This is a genomic window from Streptomyces sp. NPDC048523 (genome assembly GCF_043199815.1).
Classification (GTDB): Bacteria; Actinomycetota; Actinomycetes; order Streptomycetales; family Streptomycetaceae; genus Streptomyces.
This window is the reverse complement of sequence record NZ_JBICWQ010000011.1, coordinates 106892-131166: the sequence shown is the minus strand read 5'-3', so window position 1 is coordinate 131166 and position 24275 is coordinate 106892. Positions and strand designations below refer to the sequence as shown.

Sequence of the window (24275 nt, the reverse complement as noted above, 5' to 3'; positions counted from 1 at the left end):
GTGGGAGCGCTTGACCAGCCACTGCTGTGGATGCATGGGGTAAGTGGAACAGGCATCCGGTTTGCCGTCAACCGACTTGAGACGTACGGCTCACAGTATGGACAGCCTTGACAGCGGGCGGAAACGCACCCGTAGTCTCAAAGGGCGGCCCTGCTGAGGGGCTCGGCCGCATCCGTGTGAAGGCACCCGTCCGAGTTCGACCGACTCGCTGCCACGGAGCCCTCGCATGTCCTCCGACACCCTCGCCAAAGCCCCCGCCGCACCGGACATACCGGAACACGCGGACTCCCTTCGCATCGTCCCGCAGCGCCGCCTCGGCCAGTGGACGGCCGCCGTCGCCGTCCTCGTGCTGCTGGGCCTGGCCGTCAACTCCGTCCTGCGCAACCGGGCGTTCCAGTGGGACGTCGTCGCGGACTACTTCACCTCGGACGCGGTGCTGCGCGGACTGTGGCTCACGCTCTGGCTGACCGCGGTCGTCATGGTGCTCGGCTTCGCGCTGGGCACCCTGCTCGCGGCGGCCCGGCTGTCCGCCAACCCCGTGCTCAGAAGCGTGAGTTGGGGATACGTCTGGCTGTTCCGGTCGATCCCGGTCCTGGTGCAGCTGCTGCTGTGGTTCAACATCGGGGCGCTGTACCCGCAGATCCTCGGGGTGAAGACGGTCGACCTGCTCGGCCCGGTCACCGTCGCGGTCATCGGCCTGACCCTGCACGAGGCCGCCTACGCCGCCGAGGTCGTGCGCGGCGGCATCCTGTCCGTCGACCACGGACAGATCGAGGCGGCACAGGCGCTCGGACTGAGCCGGTGGCGACGCTGGTGGCGGATCGTGCTGCCACAGGCGATGCGCTCCATCGTGCCCCCGGCCGGGAACATGCTGATCGGCACCCTCAAGGGCACCTCCATCGTCAGCGTGATCGCGGTGCAGGACCTGCTCTACTCCGTGCAGCTCGTCTACCACCGCACGTACCAGGTCATCCCGCTGCTGATGGTCGCCACCGTCTGGTACACCGTCGTCACCTCGGTGCTCGGCGTCGGCCAGTACTACGTGGAGAAGCACTACGCCCGCGGTTCGGAGCGCACCCGATGAGGCACTCACTGGTGATCGTCGGAGCCGGGCCGCGGGGGACCGGTCTCATCGAGCGGATCGCCGCCAACGCGCCCGAGCTGTACGACGGTTCGGGTCTCGACCTGCACCTGGTCGATCCGCACCCGCCCGGCGCCGGACGCATCTGGCGCGAGGCGCAGTCACCGCTGCTGTGGATGAACTCGCACGCCGAGGACGTCACCATGTTCACCGACGAGACGGTGGAGATGGAGGGGCCCGTGCGCCCCGGCCCCACCCTGCACGAGTGGGCCGGCATCGACGGCCGCACCTTCGCCGACCGGCAGCTCCAGGGCGCCTATCTGCGCTGGGTGCACGAGCAGGCGGTGGCCGCGCTGCCGCCGTCCGTGTCCGTCCACCACCATCCCCGACGTGCCCTGCGGGTGAGCGGAGCGCCCGAGGGACGTCAGCAGGTCTGGCTGGAGGGCCGTCCGCGCCCGCTCCTCGCCGACCTGGTCGTCCTCAGCCTGGGCCACCTCGACGCCGAACTGGACGAGGATCAGCGGGACCTGGCGGCGTACGCCCGCACCCACGGCCTCGTCCACCTGCCGCCCGACTTCACCGCCGACAGCGACCTGTCCGCGCTCGCACCCGGCGAACCGGTCCTGGTCCGCGGGTTCGGGCTCGCCTTCGTCGACCTGATGGCGCTGCTGACCGAGGGCCGGGGCGGACGGTACGACGGGGACACCTACGTCCCGTCCGGGCGTGAGCCGGTCCTCCTCGTCGGATCGCGGCGCGGAGTGCCGTACCACTCGAAGATCGGCTACGACTGGACCGGTGAGCGGCTGCCGCTGCCCCGCTTCCTGGGCCCGGCCGAGATCGACGGGCTGCTTGCCCGGCCGGAGGGCTTCGACTTCCGGCGGGACGTGTGGCCGCTGGTGGAGAAGGAGCTCGGGTTCGCCCACTACCACCGGCTGTTCACCGTGCATCCGGAGCGGACCGCGATGTCCTGGACCGACTTCGAGGAGAAGTACGCGGCAGCCGACGGTCCCTCCGAGCGGGAGACCCTGGCGGCCTCCGCCGTGCCCGATCCCCGCGACCGGCTCGACCTCGCCCGGCTCGACCGGCCACTGGAGGGCGTGCGGTACGCGACCCACGAGGAGTTCCAGGACGGGCTGCGGGAGTACGTCGAGGCCGACCTGAGCCGTCGGCACGACTCCCGGTACAGCCCGGACCTGGCCGTGTTCCTCGGACTGCTCTCCGTCTACGGGCAGTTGGTCCGGCTCGGGGACATCGGCGGGTGGTGGCACGGGTTCTTCAGCTACCTCGCCTCGGGGCCGCCCGGGCCCCGGCTGCGGCAACTGCTCGCGCTGTCCCGGGCCGGAGTGCTCAGGTTCGTCGGGGCGGACATGGAAGTGCGCGCCGATGACGGGGTGTTCCGGGCGTCGAGCCCCACCGTGCCGGGCCACTCGGTCCAGGCGCGGGCGCTGGTCGAGGCCCGGCTGCCCGAGCCGACCGTCCGGCGGGCCCTCGACCCGCTGCTGCGCGAGCTGTACGCCGAGGGGGCCGCCGAGAGCCCGGACGGGCTGCTGCGCGTGGACCGTGCCGACGGACGGCTCCTGGACCGGTCCGGTCGGCCGCACCCCCGGCGCTTCGCGCTCGGGCCGTACACCGACGGACGTACCCCCGGCGCCTTCACCCGGCCGCGCACCGGCGGGCCCGCGTTCCGGCAGAACGACGCGACCGCGCGGGCCGCGCTGCGGTTCCTCGGCGAGCTCGCCGTCCGTGCGGCCGCCTAGTCACCTGGAAGGCAGGGAAGTTCACCGATGACCGTCATGGTCGACATCAGGTCCGTCCACAAGAGCTTCGGCCCACTGGAGGTGCTCAAGGGCATCGACCTGGCCGTACGCGCCGGAGAGGTCACCGTGATCCTCGGTCCGTCCGGCTCCGGCAAGTCGACGCTGCTGCGCACCGTCAACCACCTGGAGAAGGTGGACAAGGGGACGATCAGCGTGGACGGGGCGCTGGTCGGATACCGGCGCTCCGGTGACAAGCTGTACGAGCTGCCCGAGCGCGAGGTGCTGCGACAGCGCACGCGGATCGGCTTCGTCTTCCAGAACTTCCACCTGTTCCCGCATCTGACCGTGCTGGACAACGTCGTCGAGGCCCCGGTGTCCGCGCTGAAGCGGCCGCGCAAGGAGGCCGTCGAGGCGGCGCGGCGGCTCCTGGACCGGGTGGGACTCGCCGACAAGGCGGACACCTATCCCAGGCAGCTCTCCGGCGGGCAGCAGCAACGGGTCGCGATCGCACGGGCGTTGGCGCTGGAACCCCGGCTGCTGCTCTTCGACGAACCGACCTCGGCGCTCGACCCCGAACTCGTGGGGGAGGTCCTCGACGTCATCAAGGACCTCGCGCACCAGGGCACCACGATGATCGTCGTCACGCACGAGATCGGCTTCGCCCGCGAGGTCGCCGACACCGTCGTGTTCATGGACGACGGACGGATCGTCGAACAGGGCCCGCCTGCCGAGGTACTGGACGCTCCGCGCAACGAGCGGACCAGGGCGTTTCTCTCCAAGGTGCTGTGAGCGAGATGGCCGCCGGTCCGCGCGGTCGTGGTTGCTTCCCGCCGCGGCGGGCCGGATTCTCCCCCGAAAGGACTCCCCCACATGGCTTCCTCGCACGGCCGGGGCCTGGTGCACCTGGCCGCCGCCCTCGACCATCCGTCGGCGTACGACGCGCTCCCCTACATCGAGGCGGCCCGGCTCGCCGAACGCGGTGGGCTCGACTTCCTGACCCTGGACGACACCTTCGCCCGGCCCGGCCCCGACGCGCTCGACGTGCTGTCCCGGGTCGCGTCCGCCACGGGCCGGATCGGCCTGGTGCCCACCATCACGCCCCCGCACCGCGACCCCTTCCACGTGCGGGCAGCCATCGCGGCCCTCGACCGCGTCAGCCCGGGCCGGGCCGGCTGGTGGATGGACGTGTCGGCCACCGACCACACCCTCGTGGCCGTATCGGCGGCGCCGCCCGCGTCGGCCGGTGCCGAGACACGGGACGCCGGCTTCCCGGGCACGCCCTTCTCCGCCAAGGCCCCCTCGATCGTGCCGCGCCCCCCGCAGGGCCTCCCGGTCCGGGTGGTCGACGCCACCGACGGACCCGCCCGCAGAACCGCCGCCCGGTACGCCGACGTGGCCCTCGTCCGCGCCGCGAGTGCCGCGCAGGCCGCCGCCGTACGGGACGAACTCCGCTTGCTGGCAGCGGAGTTCGGGCGCGGCCCCGACGAACCGCGGATCCTCGCCGGCCTCCTCGTCGACCTCGGCGACGGGGAGCACGCGGCCGCGCCGGGGCACGGCGGAGGCGGTCCACGTCAGACCGCGCAGGGGCCGCTGTACCGGGGTGGCCCCGTCGACCTCGCGGAACTGATCGCCACCTGGCACGGCGAGGGCATCGTCGACGGCTTCCACCTCACCCCCGCCGAACCGCTGCGCGACCTGGAGCGGCTCGTCAACGGCACGGTGTCGCTGCTCCAACACCGCGGACTGTTCCGCACCTTCTACCCGGGCAGCACGCTCCGGGAGCACCTGGGCCTCGGCAGACCGGCCACCCAGTGCGCCGGGACGGGGCGAGCGTCCTGAGCCGGGACGGACGCGTCTGTCCGCCCGCTTTCCGGGGCGGCTCGCCATGGGCTGTTTTCGGCGATCCGGCGAGCGGGGACGGAAGGTGTGTTTCCGGTACGCGTGCCCGCCCGCGCCGGACACCGACAGCCGTAAGACGGCCGGTGGCGGGGGAGAGCGACGCGAGCCGAGGCGTGGCGGTTCCCTCTGAAGCACAAAGGTCTTTCAAAGGTTGACGGCCGAAAGGCGCCCTTGCGCCGACCGTCCGTTCGGCCGAATACTCCCCCTCAGCGCTTGTCAGGAGCACGGCTTGTCCGAAAACCGGACGACCGGGCCGCTGACTGCGCCTCACGGGCCCCGACCCCACGCGGGCCCCCGACTTCCCCTGGGAGGGAACGAAACGTGAGGATCAGGCGCACCAACCCCCGCAGTGGCATTACGAGACGGACCCGGCTGATCGCCGGTACCACCGGCCTCGTGGCCGCGGCCGCGATCGCGGTCCCCAGCGCGAACGCGACCGCTGCGACCCCGTTCAGCACCGCCGAACTCAAGAGCGCCAGCAGTTCGGTGCTCAAGGCCGACATCCCGGGCACCGCCTGGGCCGTCGACAGCAAGACCAACCGTGTGGTCGTCACCGTCGACAGCACGGTCTCGCAGGCCGAGATCTCCAAGATCAAGGAGCAGGCGGGCAGCAACGCCGACGCGCTCACGATCAAGCGGACCCCGGGCAAGTTCAACAAGCTGATCTCCGGCGGCGACGCCATCTATGCGAGTAGCTGGCGCTGCTCCCTCGGCTTCAACGTCCGCAGCGGCAGCACCTACTACTTCCTGACCGCCGGTCACTGCACCGACGGCGCGGGCACCTGGTGGTCGAACTCCGGGCACACGACCACGCTCGGTTCGACGGCGGGCTCCAGCTTCCCGACCAACGACTACGGCCTCGTCAAGTACTCCAGCAGCTACCCGACCTCGTCGATCTCCGGCACCGTCGGCAGCGTCGACATCACCAGCGCCGCCACCCCGAGCGTGGGCACCACGGTCTACCGCCGCGGTTCCACCACCGGCATCCACAGCGGCCGGGTCACCGCGCTGAACGCGACCGTCAACTACGGCGGCGGTGACGTCGTCTACGGCATGATCCAGACCACGGTCTGCGCCGAGCCCGGCGACTCCGGCGGCCCGCTCTACTCCAACAGCGGTGTCGCCTACGGTCTGACCTCCGGCGGCAGCGGCAACTGCTCCTCCGGCGGCACGACCTTCTTCCAGCCGGTCACCGAGGCCCTGAGCGCTTACGGCGTCAGCGTCTTCTAGACCCGGCTACGGCCTGAACCGCAGCCGGCACCCGGTGAGCCCCCGTACGCATCCGTACGGGGGCTCGTCGTGATCACGACGAGGTCCGCTCCGGTGGCGCGCAGAGCCAGTCCAGTACGGCCGGCAGGGCCTCCAGGGCTCCGAAGCGGCCTGTGTCCCGCTGGAGGACGGGCCGGACCCGGGGGACGCGGTCCGCCAGCCACCGGAAGTGGCCGACCGGGGAGAACCTGTCCTGGTCCCCGTGCCACAGCAGGACGGGCCGGGTGACGGCCGCCGGGTCGAAGCCCCAGCCGCTGAGCAGGGCGAGGTCGTCGTCGAGCCAGCCGTACGACGAACCGCGCACCGCCTCCCGGTAGGTGCGCAGCAGCATCTCGCCGACCGCCGGGGCGGAGACGGTCCGCCGGTCGGAGTCCGTGAGCCCGTCGCGGAGGGAGACGAGCAACTGGGCGGGGTCGCGGCGGATGTCGGCGGCACGGGCGGCGCGGCGCTCGGCGAAGGCGAGCGGGTCGGTGAGCGCCCGGGTGAACTCCTCCACCTGGGACGCGGCCATGCCGTCGAACCAGTTCAGGTCCCTCGCGTCCGGGGGCGCGGGGGACGCCAGTGCCGCGGCTCGCCGTACCCGGGAGGGCAGCAGCGCGGCACAGGCCAGGGCGTGCGGGGCGCCGCCGCCGTGGCCGAGCACCGAGAAACGGCCGAGCCGCAGGGCCATGGCCAGTTCCGCCACGTCCCGGGCGGCGTCGGACACACGGCGGCCCGGCAGCCGGTCCGAGTCGCCGTAGCCGGGGCGGTCGTAGGCGATGAACCGGATGTGCGGGTGCGCGGTCACGACATCCCGGGGCACGACGCCGAAGTGGCAGCCCGGGGTGTCGTGCAGCAGTACCACCGGGCTGCCGTCCGGGTCGCCGTACTCCTCGACCGTCAGCCGGCGGCCGTCCCGCGTCCTGATGCCGTGGACCACCTGTGTCCTCCGTCTCCCCTTGTGTACACCGCGGAGTTACCGTCGAAGTACACACCTTGAGCGCCTGGTTCTGACCCTGGGGGTCGCGATGGTCGAGGAGCTGGTGGCGGCGGGCGTAGCGCTCGTGTCGGCCGGAGCGGTGTACGTGATGGCGGCCGCGCGGGTCGTCAAGCAGTACGAACGGGGCGTGGTCTTCCGCCTCGGAAAGCTCCGGCCGGATGTGCGCGGGCCTGGGTTCACGATGGTCGTTCCGGGCGTGGACAAGCTCCGGAAGGTCAACATGCAGATCGTGACCATGCCGGTGCCCGGGCAGGAGGGCATCACCCGGGACAACGTCACCGTGCGGGTGGACGCCGTCGTCTACTTCAAGGTGACCTCACCGGCCGAGGCGATCGTCCGGGTCGAGGACTACCGGTTCGCGGTCGCGCAGATGGCGCAGACCTCGCTGCGGTCGATCATCGGCAAGAGCGAGCTGGACGATCTGCTGTCCAACCGCGAAAAGCTCAACCAGGGGCTGGAGTTGATGATCGACAGCCCGGCGGTGGAGTGGGGCGTCACGATCGACCGGGTCGAGATCAAGGACGTCTCCCTGCCCGAGACCATGAAACGGTCCATGGCCCGGCAGGCCGAGGCGGACCGGGAGCGGCGGGCGCGGGTCATCAACGCGGACGCGGAGCTCCAGGCGTCGAAGAAGCTGGCCGAGGCGGCCAAGGAGATGTCCGAGCAGCCTGCCGCGCTGCAACTGCGGTTGCTTCAGACGGTGGTGGCGGTGGCGGCGGAGAAGAACTCGACGCTGGTACTGCCGTTCCCGGTCGAGCTGCTGCGGTTCCTGGAGCGGGCGGCGCCGGCGCCGCAGCAGCCGGGGCAGCAGTCTGTGCAGCAACCGGTGCAGGAGCAACGTCCGCCTCTTGAGTCCCTGCCGGATCCGGACCCCGGGGGGTTGAATTCAGGACAGGACTAGACCTCACGGGCTGATGAGGTGTTACTCGCTCGTAGTGTTTGCGGCGTGAACGGCCTGGGCTGACCGTGAACTGTCAAAATGCAGGGGCGTGCAACCGCGTTCTACGCGCGTCCGGAAGTCGCCCTTGTGCGCTCCCTGTGGGGTTCGGAAGGGTAAGGGCTCGTCAACCAGCCTTCCGGCCCGCGAGATCCCCACAATCTCCGGGTCGCCCCCCACAGGAGGACGCGAGTTGCAGCACCGACGCATACCCAGGCGGCGGATCGTCGTGGCAGGTGCGGGCGTCACCGCGCTGGTCGCCGCGGGAGTCACCTTGCAGACTGCGAACGCCAGCGAGACGCCGGCCTCGCCCCAGGTCAAGACCCTCTCGGCCGTCGCGGCCGGAAAGCTCGCCTCGACGCTCGGGACCGAACTCGGCGCGGACGCGGCGGGAACGTTCTACGACGCGAAGACCAAGAGCCTCGTGGTGAACGTGCTCGACGAGGACGCGGCGCGGACCGTCTCGGCGGCCGGGGCCACGGCCAGAGTCGTCTCGAACTCCCTCGTCGAGCTGAAGAACGCGCGTACGGCGCTCGCCGACGACGCGACCGTCCCGGGGACGTCCTGGGTGACCGACCCCACCACCAACAAGGTCGTCGTCACGGCCGACCGCACGGTCTCCGCCGCCGAGTGGACCAAGCTCACCAAGGTGGTCGACGGACTGGGATCGGTGGCCGAACTCCAGCGCACAGAGGGGGAGTTCAAGCCCTTCGTCGCCGGCGGTGACGCGATCAGCGGGTCCGGTGGCCGGTGCTCGCTCGGGTTCAACGTGGTCAAGGGCGGACAGCCGCACTTCCTCACCGCCGGGCACTGCACCGAGGCGATCTCGACGTGGTCGGACTCCAGCGGGAACAAGATCGGCATCAATGAGGTGTCGAGCTTCCCGGACAACGACTTCGGGCTGGTGAAGTACACGGCCGAGGTCGACCATCCCAGCGAGGTGAACCTCTACAACGGGTCCTCGCAGGCGATCACCGGGGCGGCATCGGCGACCGTCGGTCAGTCGGTGACGCGGAGCGGGTCCACGACCCAGGTGCACTCCGGGAAGGTCACCGGTCTGGACGCGACGGTGAACTACGGCAACGGTGACATCGTGAACGGGCTGATCCAGGCCGATGTGTGCGCGGAGCCGGGGGACAGCGGCGGGTCGCTGTTCTCGGGGAGCAGCGCGATCGGACTGACGTCCGGTGGCAGCGGTGACTGCACCTCCGGTGGGGAGACGTTCTTCCAGCCGGTGACGGAGGCGTTGTCGGCGACCGGGGCGTCGATCGGCTGACGCTTCGACGGTTCGGCGGGGCGTGAAGTCCCGTCCCCTGTGTGGGGGCGGGGCTTTCTTGCTGCCCGCCAACCATCTGATAGTGACGGCGCGGGACGAGGGAGTCAGGGGTGATGATTCGTTCCTGTGTTCCCTCTGGTGGCGCATGTGCGACGTCCCTGATGTGATCGTCATGCAGCTTCGGTACAGCTTCCGCCTGTACCCGGACATCAACCAGCAGACCGCGTCGGCGAAGGCGTTCGGGTGTGCCCGTGTGGTGTTCAACGACACGGTCCGCGCCCGCGAGTGCGCCCGCGTGGCGGGCGGGACATTCCCGAAGATCGGCGAGCTTTCCATGCGGCTGATCACCGAGGCCAAGCGGACAGCGGAACGGTCCTGGTTGGGCGAGGTCTCCGCGGTGGTGCTGCAGCAGTCCCTGCGGGATGCCGAGACCGCGCACCGTCGACGCCCTCGTGGTGATCAAGGACTTGTTCTTTCCCGAGGGCACCCGGTTCGGTGTACGGATCACCGGGATCGAGGTCACCCCGGGCAACGACGCGGGCGAGGAGCAGGTCCAGCTGACCGTCACCCCCGCCATCGACATCCCATGAACCGGAGGAGTTCCCCGTGACCAGGATCAACCGCCCCGACACCCTCCTCACCGAGCTCCGCGACATCAAACGGCGTCTGACGCCCTGGAGACCGCGCAGCGCGCGACGGCCGCCGGCACCCGGTCGACGGTCGCGGCCGAGCACCCCGCCGAGGAATCCGCCGAGACCGACACATCCGGGTCCGAATAGCTCGTTTTCCCAGGTGGGGGGCGGCTCGAACGCTGTCGTACACATGTTCGGTTTTTGGTCTATGGTGGAGGTGAGGCGATAGGGAACTGACGTTCGACAGCGGGAGGTGCGGATGCCTGGCTTCACTCATCTGCACACCGTCTCCGGGTTCTCCCTGCGCTACGGCGCCTCGCACCCGGAGCGCCTCGCCGAGCGTGCCTCGGAGCGGGGGATGGACGCCCTCGCCCTCACCGACCGCGACACCCTCGCGGGTACGGTCCGGTTCGCCAAGGCCTGTGCGAAGGCGGGGGTGCGGCCGTTGTTCGGGGCGGAGCTGGCCGTGGCGGAGGCCGAGCCCGTACGGCAGGAGCGGCGCCGCGCTCCCGTGCGCGGCGGTGCCTTCGTCGACGAGTCGGCTCCCCGGGTCACCTTTCTCGCCCGGGACGGCGCCCGCGGCTGGGCCGACCTGTGCCGGCTCGTCACGGCGGCGCACGCCGACAAGGGTGAACGGGACACGCCACTGGTGCCCCGGGCCGAGAACCGGGGGGACGGGCTGACCGTGCTGCTCGGCCCCGCCTCCGATGTCGGCCGGGCCCTCGCCGCCGGCCGCCCCGACCGGGCCGCCCGGCTGCTCGTCCCCTGGCGGGAGACCTACGGTGACGCCCTGCGCCTCGAAGCCGTCTGGCACGGACGCAAGGGCACCGGACCGGGCTCCCTGCGGCTGGCCGCCCGTACGGTCGGATTCGCCGCCGAGCAGCGGGTCCGTCCCGTGCTCAGCAACGCCGTACGGTACGCCGACCCCGGCCTGGGCCCGGTCGCCGACGTCCTGGACTCCGCCCGCCGCCTCGTCCCGGTCGGTGCTGTCAAGGAACTGGACTCCGGCGAGGCCTGGCTCAAGGACGCGGATGCCATGCTGGCGGGTGCCGAGCGGATCGTCGAGGCCGCGGGCTTCCGGCGCGACACCGCCCACCGGCTGCTGGAGCAGACACAGGCGACGGCCGCCGAGTGCCTGGTCGATCCCGAGGACGACCTCGGGATCGGCACCGTCCACTTCCCCGAGCCGCACCTCGTCGGCGCGGGCCGGCGCGGCGCCCAGCGGGCACTGGCCTCACGGGCGGCGGCGGGGATGGTGTTGAAGGGATACGCGGGCAGGCGCGCGTACTGGGAGCGGATGCACGAGGAACTGGACATCATCGCCCACCACGGCTTCGCCTCCTACTTCCTGACGGTCGCTCAGGTCGTCGACGACGTAAGGGACATGGGGATCCGGGTCGCCGCACGCGGTTCCGGTGCCGGTTCCCTGGTCAATCACCTTCTCGGGATCGCCCACGCCGATCCCGTCGAGCACGGGCTGCTGATGGAGCGGTTCCTGTCCACCCGGCGGCTCGTCCTGCCCGACATCGACATCGACGTGGAGTCCGCGCGCCGCCTCGAGGTCTACCGGGCGATCATCGGGCGGTTCGGCACCGACCGGGTCGCCACCGTCGCGATGCCGGAGACATACCGGGTGCGGCACGCGATCCGGGACGTGGGGGCCGCCCTGTCCATGAACCCCGCCGACATCGACCGCATCGCCAAGTCCTTCCCGCACATCCGGGCGCGGGACGCCCGCGCGGCGCTGGAGGAACTGCCCGAACTCAAGGCACTCGCGGAGGAGAAGCAGCGGTACGGCCGGCTGTGGGAGCTGGTCGAGGCCCTCGACGCCCTTCCCCGGGGGATCGCCATGCATCCGTGCGGGGTGCTGCTCTCCGACGCGTCCCTGCTCCGCCGTACACCGGTCGTGCCGACCAGCGGCGAGGGGTTTCCCATGTCGCAGTTCGACAAGGAGGACGTCGAGGATCTCGGGCTGCTCAAGCTCGATGTGCTGGGCGTGCGGATGCAGTCGGCGATGGCGCACGCGGTCGCGGAGGTGGAGCGGGCGACGGGGGAGCGGGTCGACCTGGACGCCGTACCGCCGGGCGACCCGGCGACGTACCAACTCATCCGGTCCACCGAGACGTTGGGGTGCTTCCAGATCGAGTCGCCGGGACAGCGGGATCTGGTCGGGCGGCTCCAGCCGGCCACCTTTCACGATCTCGTCGTCGACATCTCCCTCTTCCGGCCGGGACCGGTCGCCGCCGACATGGTGCGACCGTTCATCGAGGCACGGCACGGTCGGGCGCCCGTGCGGTATCCGCACCGGGATCTGGAGCGGCCGTTGGAGGAGACGTACGGGGTCGTCGTCTTCCACGAGCAGATCATCGACATCGTCGACATCATGACCGGGTGCGGGCGCGGTGAGGCGGACCGGGTACGGCGCGGGCTGTCCGACCCGGAGTCGCAGGGGCGGATCCGGTTCTGGTTCGCGCAGCACGCGGCGGCGAACGGATACAGCGCGGAAACGATTCAGCGGACCTGGGAGATCGTCGAGGCCTTCGGGTCGTACGGCTTCTGCAAGGCGCACGCTGTCGCCTTCGCCGTACCCACGTACCAGTCGGCGTGGCTGAAGGCGCATCACCCGGCGGCCTTCTACGCCGGGCTGCTCACCCACGACCCCGGGATGTATCCGAAGCGGCTGCTGCTGGCGGACGCGCGGCGGCGCGGGGTGCCGATCCTGCCGTTGGACGTGAACAAGTCGGGGGTCGCACATCGGATCGAACTGGTGTCTGAATCCCCGTCTGGATCCCCTTCGATGTGGGGACTGCGACTGGCCCTGTCCGACGTGCACGGCATCAGCGAGGCCGAGGCGGCGCGGATCGCCGAGGGTCAGCCGTACGCCTCGCTGCTGGACTTCTGGGAGCGGGGGCGGCCCAGTCGCCCGGTGGCCCAAAGGCTGGCCCAGGTCGGCGCGTTGGACGCCTTCGGTGCCAACCGGCGTGATCTGCAACTGCACCTGACCGAGCTGCACCGGGGCGCTCGCGCGGGCCGTGGGGCCCAACTCCCCCTGTCCGGCGGGCGGAAAACGGCCTCGGCCGGGCTGCCGGACCTGTCCTCCGTGGAGAAGCTCAGCGCCGAGCTGGGAGTGCTGTCGATGGACGTCTCGCGCAATCTGATGGACGACCACCGGGAGTTCCTGACGGAGTTGGGCGTGGTCAGCGCGCGACGGCTGCGTGAGGCGCGGCACGGCGAGGCCGTGCTGGTCGCGGGGGCCAAGGCGGCCACCCAGACCCCGCCGATCCGGTCCGGCAAGCGGGTCATCTTCACCACCCTGGACGACGGCACCGGCCTGGTCGACCTCGCCTTCTTCGACGACTCCCACGACGCCTGCGCGCACACCGTCTTCCACTCCTGGCTGCTGCTGGTGCGCGGGGTGGTGCAGCGGCGCGGCCCGCGCAGCCTCAGCGTGGTGGGCGCGGCCGCCTGGAACCTCGCCGAACTGGTCGAACTGCGGGACGGGGAAGGCCTCGACGCGGTGGCGGCACGGCTGGCCGAGCCGGTGCCGGAGCGGGCCGGTGACGCGACCGGCGATCCGACCGGCGGCAGGCGAATCCAAATGCCGACGGGATACGAACTGCATCCGTGGGCCGATCTGCGACCGGCGGGTCAAGAGGCTTCACAGGTAAGGAAGTTGTGGCACCAGAGTCCGGGGAGTGCGGGATGACCATCCTCTGCGTACGTTTCCAGCTGCCGCCGACGCGGGAGGCGGCCCTGCCCGAACTGCTCGGCCTCCTCGAGGAGTTCACCCCGGTCGTCGAGGGGCTGCCGCCGGACCGGGCGCTGGCCGATCTGCGGGGCGCCGAACGCTACTTCAAGCGGGACGCCGTCGAACTGGCCTCGGTGATCCGGGTCCGCGCCCTCGCCCTGCACGGCGTCGACTGTGCGATCGGCGCCGGGCCCGGGCCGATGCTGGCCCGCATGGCGCTGAAGGACGCCCGGCCCGGGGTGACCTGCTCGGTTTCCGAGGGCGCGGTGGCGGACTTCCTCGCCGGCCGGCCCGTCGCCGCGCTCCCCGGCGTCGGCGCCGCGACCGCCCGCACCCTGTGCGAGTACGGCCTCGACACCCTGGGCCGGGTCGCCGCCGCCCCGCTGTCCACGCTCCAGCGTCTGGTCGGCGCCAAGACCGGCCGCGAACTGCACGAGAAGGCGAACGGCGTCGACCGCGGCCGGGTCGTCCCGAACGGCGTCTCTCGCTCCCTCGCCACCGAACGCCCCTTCACCCGCGACGAGTTGGACCCCGGTCTGCACCGCCGCGCGCTGCTCTCCGCGGCCGAGGAGTTGGGCTCCCGGCTGCGCGCCCTCGACAAGGTCTGCCGCACCCTGACCCTCACCGTCCGCTACGCCGACCGCACCGGGACCACCCGCAGTCGCACCCTCGGCGAACCCACCGCCCACTCGGCGGCCCTCACCAGGGCGGCCTACGGCATGTACGAGGCGTTGGGTCTCCAGCGCGCTCGGGTCCGCTCCATCGCCCTGCGCGCCGAGGGCCTCGACCCCGCCGAACACGCTTCCCACCAGCTCACCTTCGACCCCACCGACGAGAAACTCCGTCGTATCGAGGAGGCCGCGGACCGCGCCCGGGCGAGGTTCGGACCGCTGGCGGTGCTGCCGGGGGCGCTGGCGGCGTAGGGATCAGTTGGCCCACGGGGGAGTGATGCGGGTGCCGTCGGCCAGTTCCGCCTCCAGGCCGATGGAGGTGGTGACCCAGGTGAGGGCGGTGTGATCGGTGGGGTTCTCGACGGCGAAGGTCACCCCGGGGTTGACGATCACCGTGTCGCCCGCGGTGATCCGGTGGGTGGCGCCGTCGAGGGTGATCAGGAGTTCGCCGATGAGCAGATGGAAGATCTCCTCGCGGTTGACGGTGTGCGCCGGCGCCTTCGTCCCCGCGGGGATCTCGCCGCGCCAGGCGCAGAGCTCCTTGGCGCCGCTGAGGGGAGTGGCGTACGAGACGAAACGGGCGCCGTGGATCTCATGGGTGACGGCCTCGGACGAGCGGACTACGGGCATGCGGGACCCCCGGGTCATAGATGGTCAAGCAGGTTGACTATATGTCTCCATGGTCAAGCTCCTTGACCAATCCGTCAAGAGTGTTTCAATGCCCGAGTGCAGAACTCCGAAGCCCTTGCCCTGGCCGCCGCCCTGCTCGCCGCCGCCGGTGACCTGACCCAGCGCATCAACGACGGGGTGGTGGCCCGGGGGTTCGAGGCGCGGCCCGCCTGGGGCTTCGCGTTCACCAGGCTCGCGCCGGACGGGGCCACGGTCACGGAGCTCGCCGGTCATCTCGGGGTGACCAAGCAGGCCGCGAGTCAGCTGGTCGAGGAGATCGTGCGCAAGGGGTACGCCGAGCGGCGGCCGCATCCCGGGGACGCGCGGGCCCGGCTCGTCGTGCTGACCGAGCGGGGGTGGGCCTGCACCCGTGCGGCGGAGGAGGCCGCCGCGGAGGCGGTGCGGGCGTGGACCGACGTGCTCGGTGAGGGTGAAGTGCGCGCGCTGCGTGAGCGGTTGGGGCGTGTTGCTCCCCATGGCCCCATCAGGCCCATCTGGTGACGGTTCATCAGCCGGTGCATCCCGCGCGGTTACCACTGGAAGTTTTTACTGACGCGTAACTTCACAACTGCACTACTCGTCCGTAACTTTCGAATTGAACAGCATCCTCGTGATCCGGGTCACAGGGCGTACAGCCATCGCAACTCCCTTGAGCCGCAAGGAGATCACCCGATGCTGCCCTGGAAACGACTGCTCAGACCCCTCGCCGCCCTGCTCCTGACCGCCGCGGTCGCCGTCGTCCCCGCCGCCGGAGCCGCCCAGGCGGCCACCGCCCCAAGTAGCGGATGGAACGACTACTCGTGCAAGCCCTCCGCCGCCCACCCCCGCCCCGTCGTCCTCGTCCACGGCACCTTCGCGAACTCCGTCGACAACTGGCTGGCCCTCGTCCCGTACCTGGAGAACCGCGACTACTGCGTCTTCTCCTTCGACTACGGCCAACTGTCCGGAGTACCCCTCTTCCACGGCCTCGGCCCGATCGACAAGTCGGCGGAGCAGCTGAAGACCTTCGTCGACAAGGTGCTCGCCGCCACCGGCGCCGCCGAGACCGACCTCGTCGGTCACTCGCAGGGCGGCCTCATGCCCCGCTACTACCTCAAGTTCCTCGGCGGAGCCGCCAAGGTGAACGCCCTCGTCGGCATCGCCCCCGACAACCACGGCACCACCCTGTCCGGCATCACCAACCTGCTGCCGTACTTCCCGGGTATCCAGGACCTGCTCACCACCCACACCCCGGCCCTCGCCGACCAGGTCGTCGGCTCCCCCTTCCTCACCAAGCTGAACGCGGGCGGCGACACCGTCCCCGGCGTCAAGTACACGGTCCTCGCCACCAAGTACGACGAGGTCGTGACGCCGTACCAGAGCCAGTTCCTCAGCGGATCCGGCGTCCACAACGTCCTGCTGCAGGATCTGTGCCCGCTCGACCTCTCCGAGCACGTGGCCATCGGGCTGTTCGACCGGATCGCCTTCCACGAGGTGGCCAACGCCCTCGACCCGGCCCACGCTACCGCCACCACCTGCGCGTCGGCGTTCAGTTGACCGCGCCGGGGCCTGTCCGGCCTGAGCCGCCGGTCAGGCCCCGGAGTTCATTCGGTCAACGGCCGTGCCGCCCACCGCCGTTCACCCGCGCCGGCGCACCGAGCCGAACAGGATCGCCGCACCGGCCGCGAGCGTGAGGGCGCCGCCCATCGCGAGATACGGCGTACCGCTGTCACCGCCGGTCTCGGCGAGATGCTGCGAAGTGCCCGCCGCCTTCACGTCGTTGACCGGGACGCTCTCCGTCTCGGCGGCCACCGGCTCTGCCGACGTACCGGCGTCGTCGTCACCGTGCCCGTGGTGTTCGACCGTCGACTTGTCGGTGCCGTCCTCGATCTGCTCCTCGGAGGGCGCGGAGGCGCTCGGAGCGGGGGTCGGGCTGCTCACCGTGCCGCCCGAGTCGCCGCCGAACGTCACGTCCGAGCAGGAGTAGAACGCCTCCGGGCTGTCCGAGCGCTGCCAGACCGCATACAGGAGCTGCTTGCCGGAGCGTTCGGGGAGCGTGCCGGAGAAGGTGTAGAAGCCGCCCGAGGCGACCGGGTCGGTGGCCGTCGCGACCGGGTGCGACAGGTCCAGGTCGTCCCAGGCCAGCGGCTGCGCGGGGTCGTAGCCCGGCTTGGTGAGGTACACCGTGAAGGTGCCCTTGTGCGGCGCGGTCACGCGGTACCTGAAGGTGTACGACCCGCTGCGCACGCTGGTCGCCGGCCAGTCGGCGCGGGCCAGGTCGAGCCCCTTGAACTCGTCGTTGTTGGCGCTGCACAGCCTGCCGTCCGGGATCAGCTCCTGGTGCCGTCCGTTCGCGTCGCCGATGCGGATGCCGTTCCAGTCGTAGAGCGCCTGGGTGCCGTCCGCCGCGACCGCCGCCCTGCACGCGTCCGACTTCGGGCTCTCGGGACCCTCCGCGTAGCACTGCGAGACCCGGCTGACCGGGTCGCCCATCGAGCCGTGCGCGGACGCCGGTGCGGCGGCAAGTGCGGTCAGGGCGAACGGGACCAGGCCGACGGCGACGGCGGCCTTGCGGCGTGCGGGCATGGGGGATCTCCTCGGAACCGGTACTGGCGGGTGCCGGATCAAAGAAACCGTGAAATCCCCAGCTTGTGACGGTCGGCGGCGATCTTTATGGCCCTCTTAAGGGAGTGCTGAGACGGAGATCAGACAGATAGCGTCCCGCGCATGACGAACGAGGAGATCCGACCCGCCGACGCGGCCGACGTACCGGCCGTGAAGGCCGTGACCGACGCGGCGTACGAGCACTACATCGAGCGCATCGGACAGGTGCCGCAGCCCATGGAGCGGGACCACGCGGCGAACGTGGCCGCGGGGCGGGTGTTCGTGACGGGTGACCCCGTGATCGGGCTCGTGGTGGTCGAGCGGTTCCCGGACCATCTGTACCTCGACAACATCGCCGTCCGGCCCGACGCCCAGGGGCAGGGCGTGGGAGGGCGGCTGCTGCGGTTCGTCGAGGCACACGCGCGTGCGCTGGGCCTGCCCGAGGTCAGGCTCTGTACGAACGCGATGATGTGGGAGAACCAGGAGATCTATCCGAAGTTCGGTTATGAGGTCGTGGAACGGCGAGTGGACGGGCCCTACGACCGCGTCCACTACCGCAAGCGACTGGTCTGACACGGAGGGAGCATGCCTGCCGCCGTCAGCCGTCGGGCCACCAGGTCCGCGCGATGTCCTTGCGGACCTCGGGTCGTCCCGCGGGGCGCTCTTCGGCCTCCTCGGCAAGTCGCCGGGCGTCCGTCCTCTTCAGGGGCTTCTGCACGGTGGTACGGCGCATGGCTGCCTCCTTCAGTGCCTACCGAGTTCCGCGTTCTCACGGAGGTAGACGCTTGGGGGGAGAGTTCCTCATCGGTCACCGGTCTGTCAGTGGCGGCTGTCACGATTCGAGTGTCAGTGGCGGGTGTCACTCTTGGGTGCATGACGGAGAACAGTGGTGGTGGGGGCGTGGACTGGGACGCCGAGGCGGTCTCCTTCGACGAGGAGCCGGACCACGGGCTCCGGGACCCCGAGGTGCGCGGGGCCTGGGCCGGGCGGCTGCGGGGGTGGCTCCCGGAGCAGGCGTGCGACGTCCTCGATCTCGGGTGCGGCACCGGAAGCCTGTCGCTCCTCGCGGCCGAGCAGGGACACCGGGTGACCGGCGTGGACAGTTCTCCGGCCATGGTGGACCTGGCCCGCGCGAAGCTCGCCGGGCGTGACGCGGCGTTCCTCATCGGTGACGCGGCGATGCCACCCGTGGGGGAGCAGCGGTTCGACGTCGTCCTGGTACGGCATGTGCTGTGGGCGCTGCCGGATCCAGGGCGGGCGCTGCGCCGGTGGTGGGGGTTGCTGCGGCCGGGTGGGCGGCTGGTGCTGGTGGAGGGGGTGTGGGGGTCGGCCGGGATATCGGCCGAGGTGGTGAGCGGGTTGGTGGAGCCGCTCGGGGCCAGGGTGCTGGTGGAGCGGCTCTCGGAGGATTGCCGGTTGTGGGGAAAGGACGTGGACGACGAGCGGTACGCCGTGGTGGCCAGGAGCGACTAGAGGGGCGGGAAGGGGTGTCGGGTGCCGGCCGCGGAACCGCCCTTGACGTGGGCCATCGCCTCCAACTCGTCCAGTGCGGCCAGCGCCGCCGACGCAGCCTCGGCGTCCCTCTCCCTCAGGCCGCTCTCCTCGAACTCGTCCTCGTCCAGACGCAGCACCTGCGTGCCGTCCGCCGAGACCCACAGGTCCAGGTCCAGGTCCTCCACGACCAGCTCGGCGCCCTTCAGCGTCGCCGGGCGGGTGATGTCGCAGTACCAGCCCTTCAGGGTGCCGGAAGCGGTGCGGACCTCCTTGACGGCGTACCAGCGGTCCCGCCAGTAGTGCTCGGTGAAGACGTCGCCCGGCTCGAAGCGGACGAAGCCGAAGTCGCGGACCCCCTCTCCCGCCCAGGGCGCGCTGACCGTGACGCGGGTGCCGTCGTCGGTGAGGAGCTCGGCCTCGTAACGGATCTTCGTGCGGCCCGCCTTGAGCAGGACGACGGTCACCCGCCGCAGGGGCTCAGGTGAGTTCGCGGACATGACGTACCTCCGTGGCGCAGATCTCGTATCCGAACCACTTGTTGATCGCGAGCATGGGTTCATTGGCGGCGTCGTTGCCGGTGAGGGCCTCCGTGCAGCCGGCGGCGCGGGCCCGGTGCAGGGAGGCGTTCTTGGTGAGCTTGGCGAGGCCCCGGCCCCGGAAGGCGCGGGCGGTGCCCGTCATGGCGGTGGCGTAGCGGCCGGCGCCGTCGGTGTGGGCGGCGCTGAAGGCGGCGGGGCGACCATCGACCAGGGCGATCGTGGTCAGGGCATGGTCGAGGAGGGGGTGCTTCCAGTTCTCCTCGATCCACGCGTCGTAGTCCGTCAACTCGGTGTCGACATCGCTCGGTTCGTCCCCCGACGTCTCCGCGTCCAGCTCGAAGAAGGGACGCGGGTCGTCGGCGAAGTCGGCGGCGGTGCGCAGTTCGACGCCCGGGGGAAGGGGCTGGAGCGGAGGCAGCGTGCCGTTGGCCAGGTCCAGGCGCAGGAAGTGCGCGGAGCGGCTGGCCCGGTAGCCGTGCCGCTCGGCGAAGACGCGGTTGTGCGGCTCGTCCAGGACCCAGGAGTACAGCCTGGTCGCGCCGTGCGCCGCCAGGTGCTCCTCGGCGGTGCGCACGAGGAGAGCACCCGCGCCGCGCCGGGTGCGGTCCGGGCGTACGTAGATGTTGAGATAGCCCTGGCCCGGCTCCGCGCTGTCGTGGGCGAGACCGAGCTGGGCCGTGCCGATGACCTCGCCGTCCTCCTCGGCCACCAGGGAGCGGTAGTGCGCGTCCGGGTGGGTGCGGACGAGGCGGTGCAGCACGCCGGCCGGGGTCCACAGCACGAACGGAAGGGCCAGATGGCGGACGTGGGCGAAGCTCTCGACGTCGGCCGGGTCCTGTGGGCGCAGGTCGCGCACGATCACGGTCATGAAGGCGCACGTTACGGGGGAGGCCTCCTCGGGTGCCTCTCATTTTCCGGCGGTGCGGGACAATCGGCTCGTGACCTTGAAGATCCACATCGACGACAGTGCGCCGCCCTACGAGCAGGTGCGGGTGCAGATCTCCGAGCAGGCGCGGGCGGGGGTGCTGCCGGTGGGCTACCGGCTGCCGACCGTGCGGGGCCTCGCCGAGTCGCTCGGGCTCGCCCCGAACACCGTGGCCAAGGCGTACCGGGCGCTGGAGAGCGACGGGGTGATCGAGACGCGGGGGCGCAACGGCACCCTCGTGGCCGCCGCCGGCCCGGCCGCCGAACGGGAACTGGCATCGGCCGCCCAGGCGTACGTCGAGCGGGCCCGGCGACTGGGGCTCACGGAAAAAGACGCCTTGGCGGCCGTACGGGACGCGCTGCGGGCGGCTTACGGGGCGGACTGAGACAGCGAGGCGAACAGCTGCGCGTTGCGTACGGCGGCACCGTTCGGGTCGTTGTTGAAGTACACGTACACGTCCTCGTCCCCGGACCAGGTCCCCCCGATCCGCTCGGCCCAGGTCTCCAGGGACCGTCTGCCGTAGTGCGGCCATGCCTGTGCGCGGCCCTCGTGGAAGCGGACGTACCCCCAGTCGGTGGTGCGCCACAGCGGGGTCACCGGACGGGCCCGTACATCGGCCCAGCACAGGGCCGCGCCGCGGGTCTCCAGGACCTTGCGGGTCTCGGACGTCCACCAGGACTCGTGGCGGGGTTCGACCGCGACCCGGGTCGAGGCGGGGAAACAGGCCAGGCAGGCGTCCAGCAGGCCGGTGTCGGCGCGCAGGGTCGGGGGCAGCTGCAGCAGCACCGGGCCCAGCCGGTCGCCCAGCCCCTGGGCGTGGCTCATCAGGCGGTGCACCGGCTCCTCGGGGTCCTTCAGCCGCTTGATGTGGGTCAGGTACCGGCTCGCCTTCACCGCCACCACGAAGTCCCCCGGCACCCGCTGCCGCCACGCCTCGAAGGTCTCCCGGGTCGGCAGCCGGTAGAACGCGTTGTTGATCTCGACGGTCGGGAAGTGCGCCGCGTACTCCTCCAGCCAGAGCCGCACGGGCACGCCGTCGGGGTAGAGGACGCCCCGCCAGTCCTTGTACTGCCACCCCGATGTGCCGACGAACAAGGTCATACAGCCATCAAAGCACTACAGGTACAGTCCCGCGTCCGCCCCGGGCCGCGGCTCCGGCACCGCCGTCGGTGACGTCCCCCGGCGCAGCGCGTACAGCTCCGCCAGGGTGGCCCCCTCGCGGCCCACGCCCTCCTCGGTGCCGAGCCAGCCGGCCGCCTCCCGGCGGGTCAGCGGGCCCACCTCGATACGGGCCAGACAGCGGCCGGGGCGCACCACGGCGGGGTGCAGACGCTCCAGGTCCTCGTTGGTCGTGACGCCCACCAGGACGTTGCGGCCCTGGCCCAGCAGGCCGTCGGTCAGGTTCAGCAGCCGCGACAGGGCCTGGCCCGCCGTGTGCTTCGCCTCGCCGCGGATCAGCTCGTCGCAGTCCTCCAGGAGCAGGAGCCGCCAGCGGCCCTTGCCCGTCGCGTCCTCCTCGCCGATCGCGATGTCCATCAAGTAGCCGACGTCGCTGAACAGCCGCTCCGGGTCCAGGACGCAGTCCACCTGGCACCAGTCCCGCCACGAGCGGGCGAGCGTACGCAGGGCGGAGGTCTTGCCGGTGCCCGGCGGGCCGTGGAGCAGGAGCAGACGGCCCGCGATGTCCTCCGGTGTCGTCTTCATCAGGGTGTCCATCGCGTCCGCGACGGGCGCCGTGTAGTTCTGCCGCACCTCGTCCCAGGTGCCCGCGGAGATCTGCCGGGTCGTGCGGTGCGGGCCGCGCCTGGGGGAGACGTACCAGAAGCCCATCGTCACGTTCTCCGGCTGGGGTTCCGGCTCGTCCGCCGCACCGTCGGTGGCCTGGTCGAGGACCTTCTTGGCCAGCTCGGCGTCGGTGGCCGTGACGGTGACGTCGGCGCCGCGGTTCCAGCGGGAGATCAGCAGGGTCCAGCCGTCGCCCTCGGCGAGGGTCGCGCTGCGGTCGTCGTCGCGGGCGACGCGCAGCACCCGGGCGCCCGACGGCAGGAGCGTGGCCCCGGTGCGGACCCGGTCGATGTTGGCCGCGTGGGAGTACGGCTGCTCGCCCGTCGCGAAGCGGCCGAGGAACAGCGCGTCGACGACGTCGGACGGCGAGTCGCTGTCGTCGACGTTGAGCCGGATCGGCAGCGCGTCGTGTGGGTTCGCAGACATGCGGCCCATGATCCGGCACGGGACCCCCATACGCACCCGGTTTCCGGAGTGCGGGGATCGTGTCGCCGACGTCCGGTGTTTCCGGTCTGTCCGCTACCTCCTGTTACAAGGCTGTGCATCTCCGACATCTGCCCGCACACGTGTGTTCGCGGATACCGTTGCCCTCAATGGGACGTCATGAGTGGAATTCGGGGGCACGGCGGTGGCGGCTCACCGCTCTGCTCGGTGTGGGCGCGGCGGCTCTGGCGCTGATCGTGACCCTCCTCAACACGCTTCCGGGCAGCGGCGCGGGCACCGACGGCACCTCACGCAACGGCGACAGGGTCCACGGCACCCCGACGACCACACCCGACGCCGACGCCCCGGAGGTCGGCTGGGGTTTCACCCACACCCAGTTCAGCGCCGACGAGGGCAGTTCCACCGCCACCGCGCGCGTCGAGGGGCTGCTGGCCGACGCGGGGGGACTTCCGCAGAACCAGCACATCATGGGCTGGGGAGCCGACAACCCCGAACCGGTCAAGGGGCGTTACGACTTCGAGGACCTCGACCGGCGCATCGACTTCATCCGCGCCTCGGGCTCCACCCCGGTCGTGACCCTGTGCTGCGCCCCGGACTGGATGAAGGGCGGCGAGGCGGGCGTCGGCAACACCGACTGGAGCAAGGCGGCCCTGGAGACCGCGCCGGACCCCGCGCACTTCGAGGACTACGCCGCGCTCGCCGCGACCGTCGCCAAGCGCTACCCGGACGTACGCCACTTCATCGTCTGGAACGAGTTCAAGGGCTTCTGGAACGACGGCGAGGCCCGCTGGGACTACGAGGGGTACACCCGGCTCTACAACCTGGTCTACAAGGCGCTGAAGAAGGTCGACCCCAAGATCATGGTGGGCGGACCGTATCTCGTGATGGACAGCGTCGACCCGCGCTCCGCGGACGCCTCCGCCGGTTTCAAGGGCGCCTGGGGCGCGATGGACCAGCGGATCCTCGACGCCTTCGACTACTGGAACAGGAACAAGGCGGGCGCCGACTTCGTGGTAGTGGACGGCTCCAGCTACACCAACGACGACGAGATGCTGCCGAACGAGTTCGCGGCCACCGACAAGTTCACCGCGGTGAGCCGGTGGGTGCGGCAGCGGACCGGGAACCTGCCGCTGTGGTGGGCCGAGTACTACGTCGAGCCCGCCGACGGCCGGGACGAACGCGAGGGCTGGTCCGAGAACCGCCGGGTCGCGGTGCAGGCCGCCGGAATGATCGCGCTGGCCAGGGGCGGCACCACGTCCGCCCTCTACTGGAACCCGGAGAACGAGAAGGGCACGGACTGCGCGGGCTGCCTCTGGACGCCGACCAGCGGCAGCGGCGGCGGCCGGAAGCTGCCGATGTTCGACCTCGTCAGCCGGTTCGGCAAGGCCTTCGCGCCGGGGAGCGCGTACGAGAACGTCTCCGTCGCCGCCGACGACGTGCCCAACGTCCGCGTCCTCGCCACCGACAAGGCCGTGCTGGTGGTGAACACCTTGAATCGGCAGATCAGCGCCGAGATCGACGGGAAGAAGTTCGACATGCGGGCGTACGAGGTCAAGTGGCTCACCCGCTGAGCCACTTGACCTCCGA

At 71.0% G+C, this 24275-nt stretch carries 23 protein-coding genes and 2 pseudogenes; 17 read left to right on the top strand and 8 right to left on the bottom strand.

Annotated features, from left to right (window positions below; translation table 11 throughout):
* Window positions 1-226 precede the first annotated feature (226 nt).
* The 5 genes from ACGFWE_RS38390 (at window position 227) to ACGFWE_RS38370 (ending at window position 5967) form a co-directional block, all read left to right on the top strand.
* Window positions 227-1084, top strand: coding sequence for an amino acid ABC transporter permease (locus tag ACGFWE_RS38390; RefSeq protein ID WP_393604832.1), 858 nt, complete (start codon window positions 227-229; stop codon window positions 1082-1084).
* Entirely contained in the window at window positions 1081-2838 is a 1758-nt protein-coding gene (locus ACGFWE_RS38385; RefSeq protein ID WP_393604831.1) for an FAD/NAD(P)-binding protein, read from the top strand. The genes ACGFWE_RS38390 and ACGFWE_RS38385 overlap by 4 nt, the downstream gene beginning before the upstream one ends.
* Before the next feature lie 27 nt (window positions 2839-2865).
* The gene (locus ACGFWE_RS38380; RefSeq protein WP_352390853.1) at window positions 2866-3627 is read left to right on the top strand and encodes an amino acid ABC transporter ATP-binding protein; all 762 of its coding nucleotides are present in this window, start codon (window positions 2866-2868) and stop codon (window positions 3625-3627) included.
* Window positions 3628-3708: 81 nt separating this feature from the next.
* On the top strand, window positions 3709-4677 hold the full coding sequence (locus ACGFWE_RS38375; protein ID WP_393604829.1) for an LLM class flavin-dependent oxidoreductase: 969 nt from the start codon (window positions 3709-3711) through the stop codon (window positions 4675-4677).
* A gap of 381 nt (window positions 4678-5058) precedes the next feature.
* Entirely contained in the window at window positions 5059-5967 is a 909-nt protein-coding gene (locus tag ACGFWE_RS38370; RefSeq protein WP_352390855.1) for a S1 family peptidase, read from the top strand.
* 73 nt (window positions 5968-6040) lie between these two features.
* Here the strand turns inward: ACGFWE_RS38370 and ACGFWE_RS38365 are convergent, their stop codons facing one another.
* The gene (locus ACGFWE_RS38365) at window positions 6041-6925 is read right to left on the bottom strand and encodes an alpha/beta fold hydrolase (protein ID WP_393604827.1); all 885 of its coding nucleotides are present in this window, start codon (window positions 6923-6925) and stop codon (window positions 6041-6043) included.
* Window positions 6926-7013: 88 nt separating this feature from the next.
* Between ACGFWE_RS38365 and ACGFWE_RS38360 the strand changes: the two genes are divergently transcribed.
* From ACGFWE_RS38360 to ACGFWE_RS38335, 6 genes and pseudogenes are all read left to right on the top strand, one after another.
* Window positions 7014-7886 carry a slipin family protein gene (locus ACGFWE_RS38360; protein ID WP_393604825.1) on the top strand — a complete coding sequence of 291 codons (873 nt, stop codon included), beginning with the start codon at window positions 7014-7016 and terminating at the stop codon, window positions 7884-7886.
* A 229-nt stretch (window positions 7887-8115) separates the two neighbouring features.
* A complete protein-coding gene (locus tag ACGFWE_RS38355) occupies window positions 8116-9198 on the top strand; it encodes a S1 family peptidase (protein ID WP_393604823.1) in 1083 nt (360 codons plus the stop codon).
* 172 nt (window positions 9199-9370) lie between these two features.
* A pseudogene (locus tag ACGFWE_RS38350) lies at window positions 9371-9640 on the top strand (helix-turn-helix domain-containing protein); the annotation flags it as partial.
* On the top strand, window positions 9621-9788 hold the full coding sequence (locus tag ACGFWE_RS38345) for a hypothetical protein (protein WP_393604884.1): 168 nt from the start codon (window positions 9621-9623) through the stop codon (window positions 9786-9788). The pseudogene ACGFWE_RS38350 and the gene ACGFWE_RS38345, both read left to right, overlap by 20 nt.
* Window positions 9789-10089: 301 nt before the next feature.
* The gene (locus ACGFWE_RS38340) at window positions 10090-13536 is read left to right on the top strand and encodes a DNA polymerase III subunit alpha (protein WP_393604821.1); all 3447 of its coding nucleotides are present in this window, start codon (window positions 10090-10092) and stop codon (window positions 13534-13536) included.
* Window positions 13533-14501, top strand: coding sequence for a hypothetical protein (locus ACGFWE_RS38335; RefSeq protein WP_393604819.1), 969 nt, complete (start codon window positions 13533-13535; stop codon window positions 14499-14501). Before ACGFWE_RS38340 ends, ACGFWE_RS38335 begins: the two co-directional genes overlap by 4 nt.
* Before the next feature lie 3 nt (window positions 14502-14504).
* On the opposite strand, the gene ACGFWE_RS38330 is transcribed toward ACGFWE_RS38335, so the two are convergent.
* On the bottom strand, window positions 14505-14879 hold the full coding sequence (locus ACGFWE_RS38330) for a cupin domain-containing protein (protein ID WP_393604817.1): 375 nt from the start codon (window positions 14877-14879) through the stop codon (window positions 14505-14507).
* Between the two features lie 96 nt (window positions 14880-14975).
* On the opposite strand from ACGFWE_RS38330, the gene ACGFWE_RS38325 reads away from it, so the two are divergent.
* Together ACGFWE_RS38325 and ACGFWE_RS38320 are read left to right on the top strand one after the other, a co-directional pair.
* Complete coding sequence (locus tag ACGFWE_RS38325; protein WP_393604815.1) at window positions 14976-15419, top strand: MarR family winged helix-turn-helix transcriptional regulator; 444 nt, start codon at window positions 14976-14978, stop codon at window positions 15417-15419.
* Between the two features lie 171 nt (window positions 15420-15590).
* On the top strand, window positions 15591-16454 hold the full coding sequence (locus ACGFWE_RS38320; protein ID WP_352390863.1) for an alpha/beta fold hydrolase: 864 nt from the start codon (window positions 15591-15593) through the stop codon (window positions 16452-16454).
* 55 nt (window positions 16455-16509) lie between these two features.
* Here the strand turns inward: ACGFWE_RS38320 and ACGFWE_RS38315 are convergent.
* Window positions 16510-17483, bottom strand: a pseudogene (locus ACGFWE_RS38315) (lytic polysaccharide monooxygenase).
* Between the two features lie 141 nt (window positions 17484-17624).
* Here ACGFWE_RS38315 and ACGFWE_RS38310 point away from each other — a divergent pair.
* Window positions 17625-18074 (top strand): GNAT family N-acetyltransferase, encoded by a 450-nt coding sequence (locus ACGFWE_RS38310; protein WP_352390864.1) that lies wholly within the window; start codon window positions 17625-17627, stop codon window positions 18072-18074.
* Window positions 18075-18099: 25 nt separating this feature from the next.
* Here the strand turns inward: ACGFWE_RS38310 and ACGFWE_RS38305 are convergent, their stop codons facing one another.
* Window positions 18100-18234 (bottom strand): hypothetical protein, encoded by a 135-nt coding sequence (locus tag ACGFWE_RS38305; protein ID WP_352390865.1) that lies wholly within the window; start codon window positions 18232-18234, stop codon window positions 18100-18102.
* A gap of 140 nt (window positions 18235-18374) precedes the next feature.
* Here ACGFWE_RS38305 and ACGFWE_RS38300 point away from each other — a divergent pair, with 140 nt between their 5' ends.
* Complete coding sequence (locus ACGFWE_RS38300) at window positions 18375-18974, top strand: class I SAM-dependent methyltransferase (RefSeq protein WP_393604812.1); 600 nt, start codon at window positions 18375-18377, stop codon at window positions 18972-18974.
* Here ACGFWE_RS38300 and ACGFWE_RS38295 read toward each other — a convergent pair.
* The gene (locus ACGFWE_RS38295; RefSeq protein ID WP_393604810.1) at window positions 18971-19492 is read right to left on the bottom strand and encodes a DUF402 domain-containing protein; all 522 of its coding nucleotides are present in this window, start codon (window positions 19490-19492) and stop codon (window positions 18971-18973) included. The two genes, ACGFWE_RS38300 and ACGFWE_RS38295, sit on opposite strands and share 4 nt — an antisense overlap.
* Complete coding sequence (locus ACGFWE_RS38290; protein WP_393604808.1) at window positions 19473-20402, bottom strand: GNAT family N-acetyltransferase; 930 nt, start codon at window positions 20400-20402, stop codon at window positions 19473-19475. Before ACGFWE_RS38290 ends, ACGFWE_RS38295 begins: the two co-directional genes overlap by 20 nt.
* 70 nt (window positions 20403-20472) lie before the next feature.
* On the opposite strand from ACGFWE_RS38290, the gene ACGFWE_RS38285 reads away from it, so the two are divergent.
* Window positions 20473-20844 carry a GntR family transcriptional regulator gene (locus ACGFWE_RS38285; protein ID WP_393604806.1) on the top strand — a complete coding sequence of 124 codons (372 nt, stop codon included), beginning with the start codon at window positions 20473-20475 and terminating at the stop codon, window positions 20842-20844.
* Here ACGFWE_RS38285 and ACGFWE_RS38280 read toward each other — a convergent pair.
* Both ACGFWE_RS38280 and ACGFWE_RS38275 read right to left on the bottom strand, forming a co-directional pair.
* Entirely contained in the window at window positions 20829-21560 is a 732-nt protein-coding gene (locus ACGFWE_RS38280; protein ID WP_393604804.1) for a DUF72 domain-containing protein, read from the bottom strand. The genes ACGFWE_RS38285 and ACGFWE_RS38280 overlap by 16 nt on opposite strands.
* A 15-nt stretch (window positions 21561-21575) precedes the next feature.
* Complete coding sequence (locus ACGFWE_RS38275) at window positions 21576-22670, bottom strand: DUF5925 domain-containing protein (protein WP_352390871.1); 1095 nt, start codon at window positions 22668-22670, stop codon at window positions 21576-21578.
* Window positions 22671-22837: 167 nt separating this feature from the next.
* Here ACGFWE_RS38275 and ACGFWE_RS38270 point away from each other — a divergent pair, with 167 nt between their 5' ends.
* A complete protein-coding gene (locus tag ACGFWE_RS38270; RefSeq protein WP_393604802.1) occupies window positions 22838-24259 on the top strand; it encodes a xylan 1,4-beta-xylosidase in 1422 nt (473 codons plus the stop codon).
* The last annotated feature ends 16 nt before the right edge of the window (window positions 24260-24275 follow it).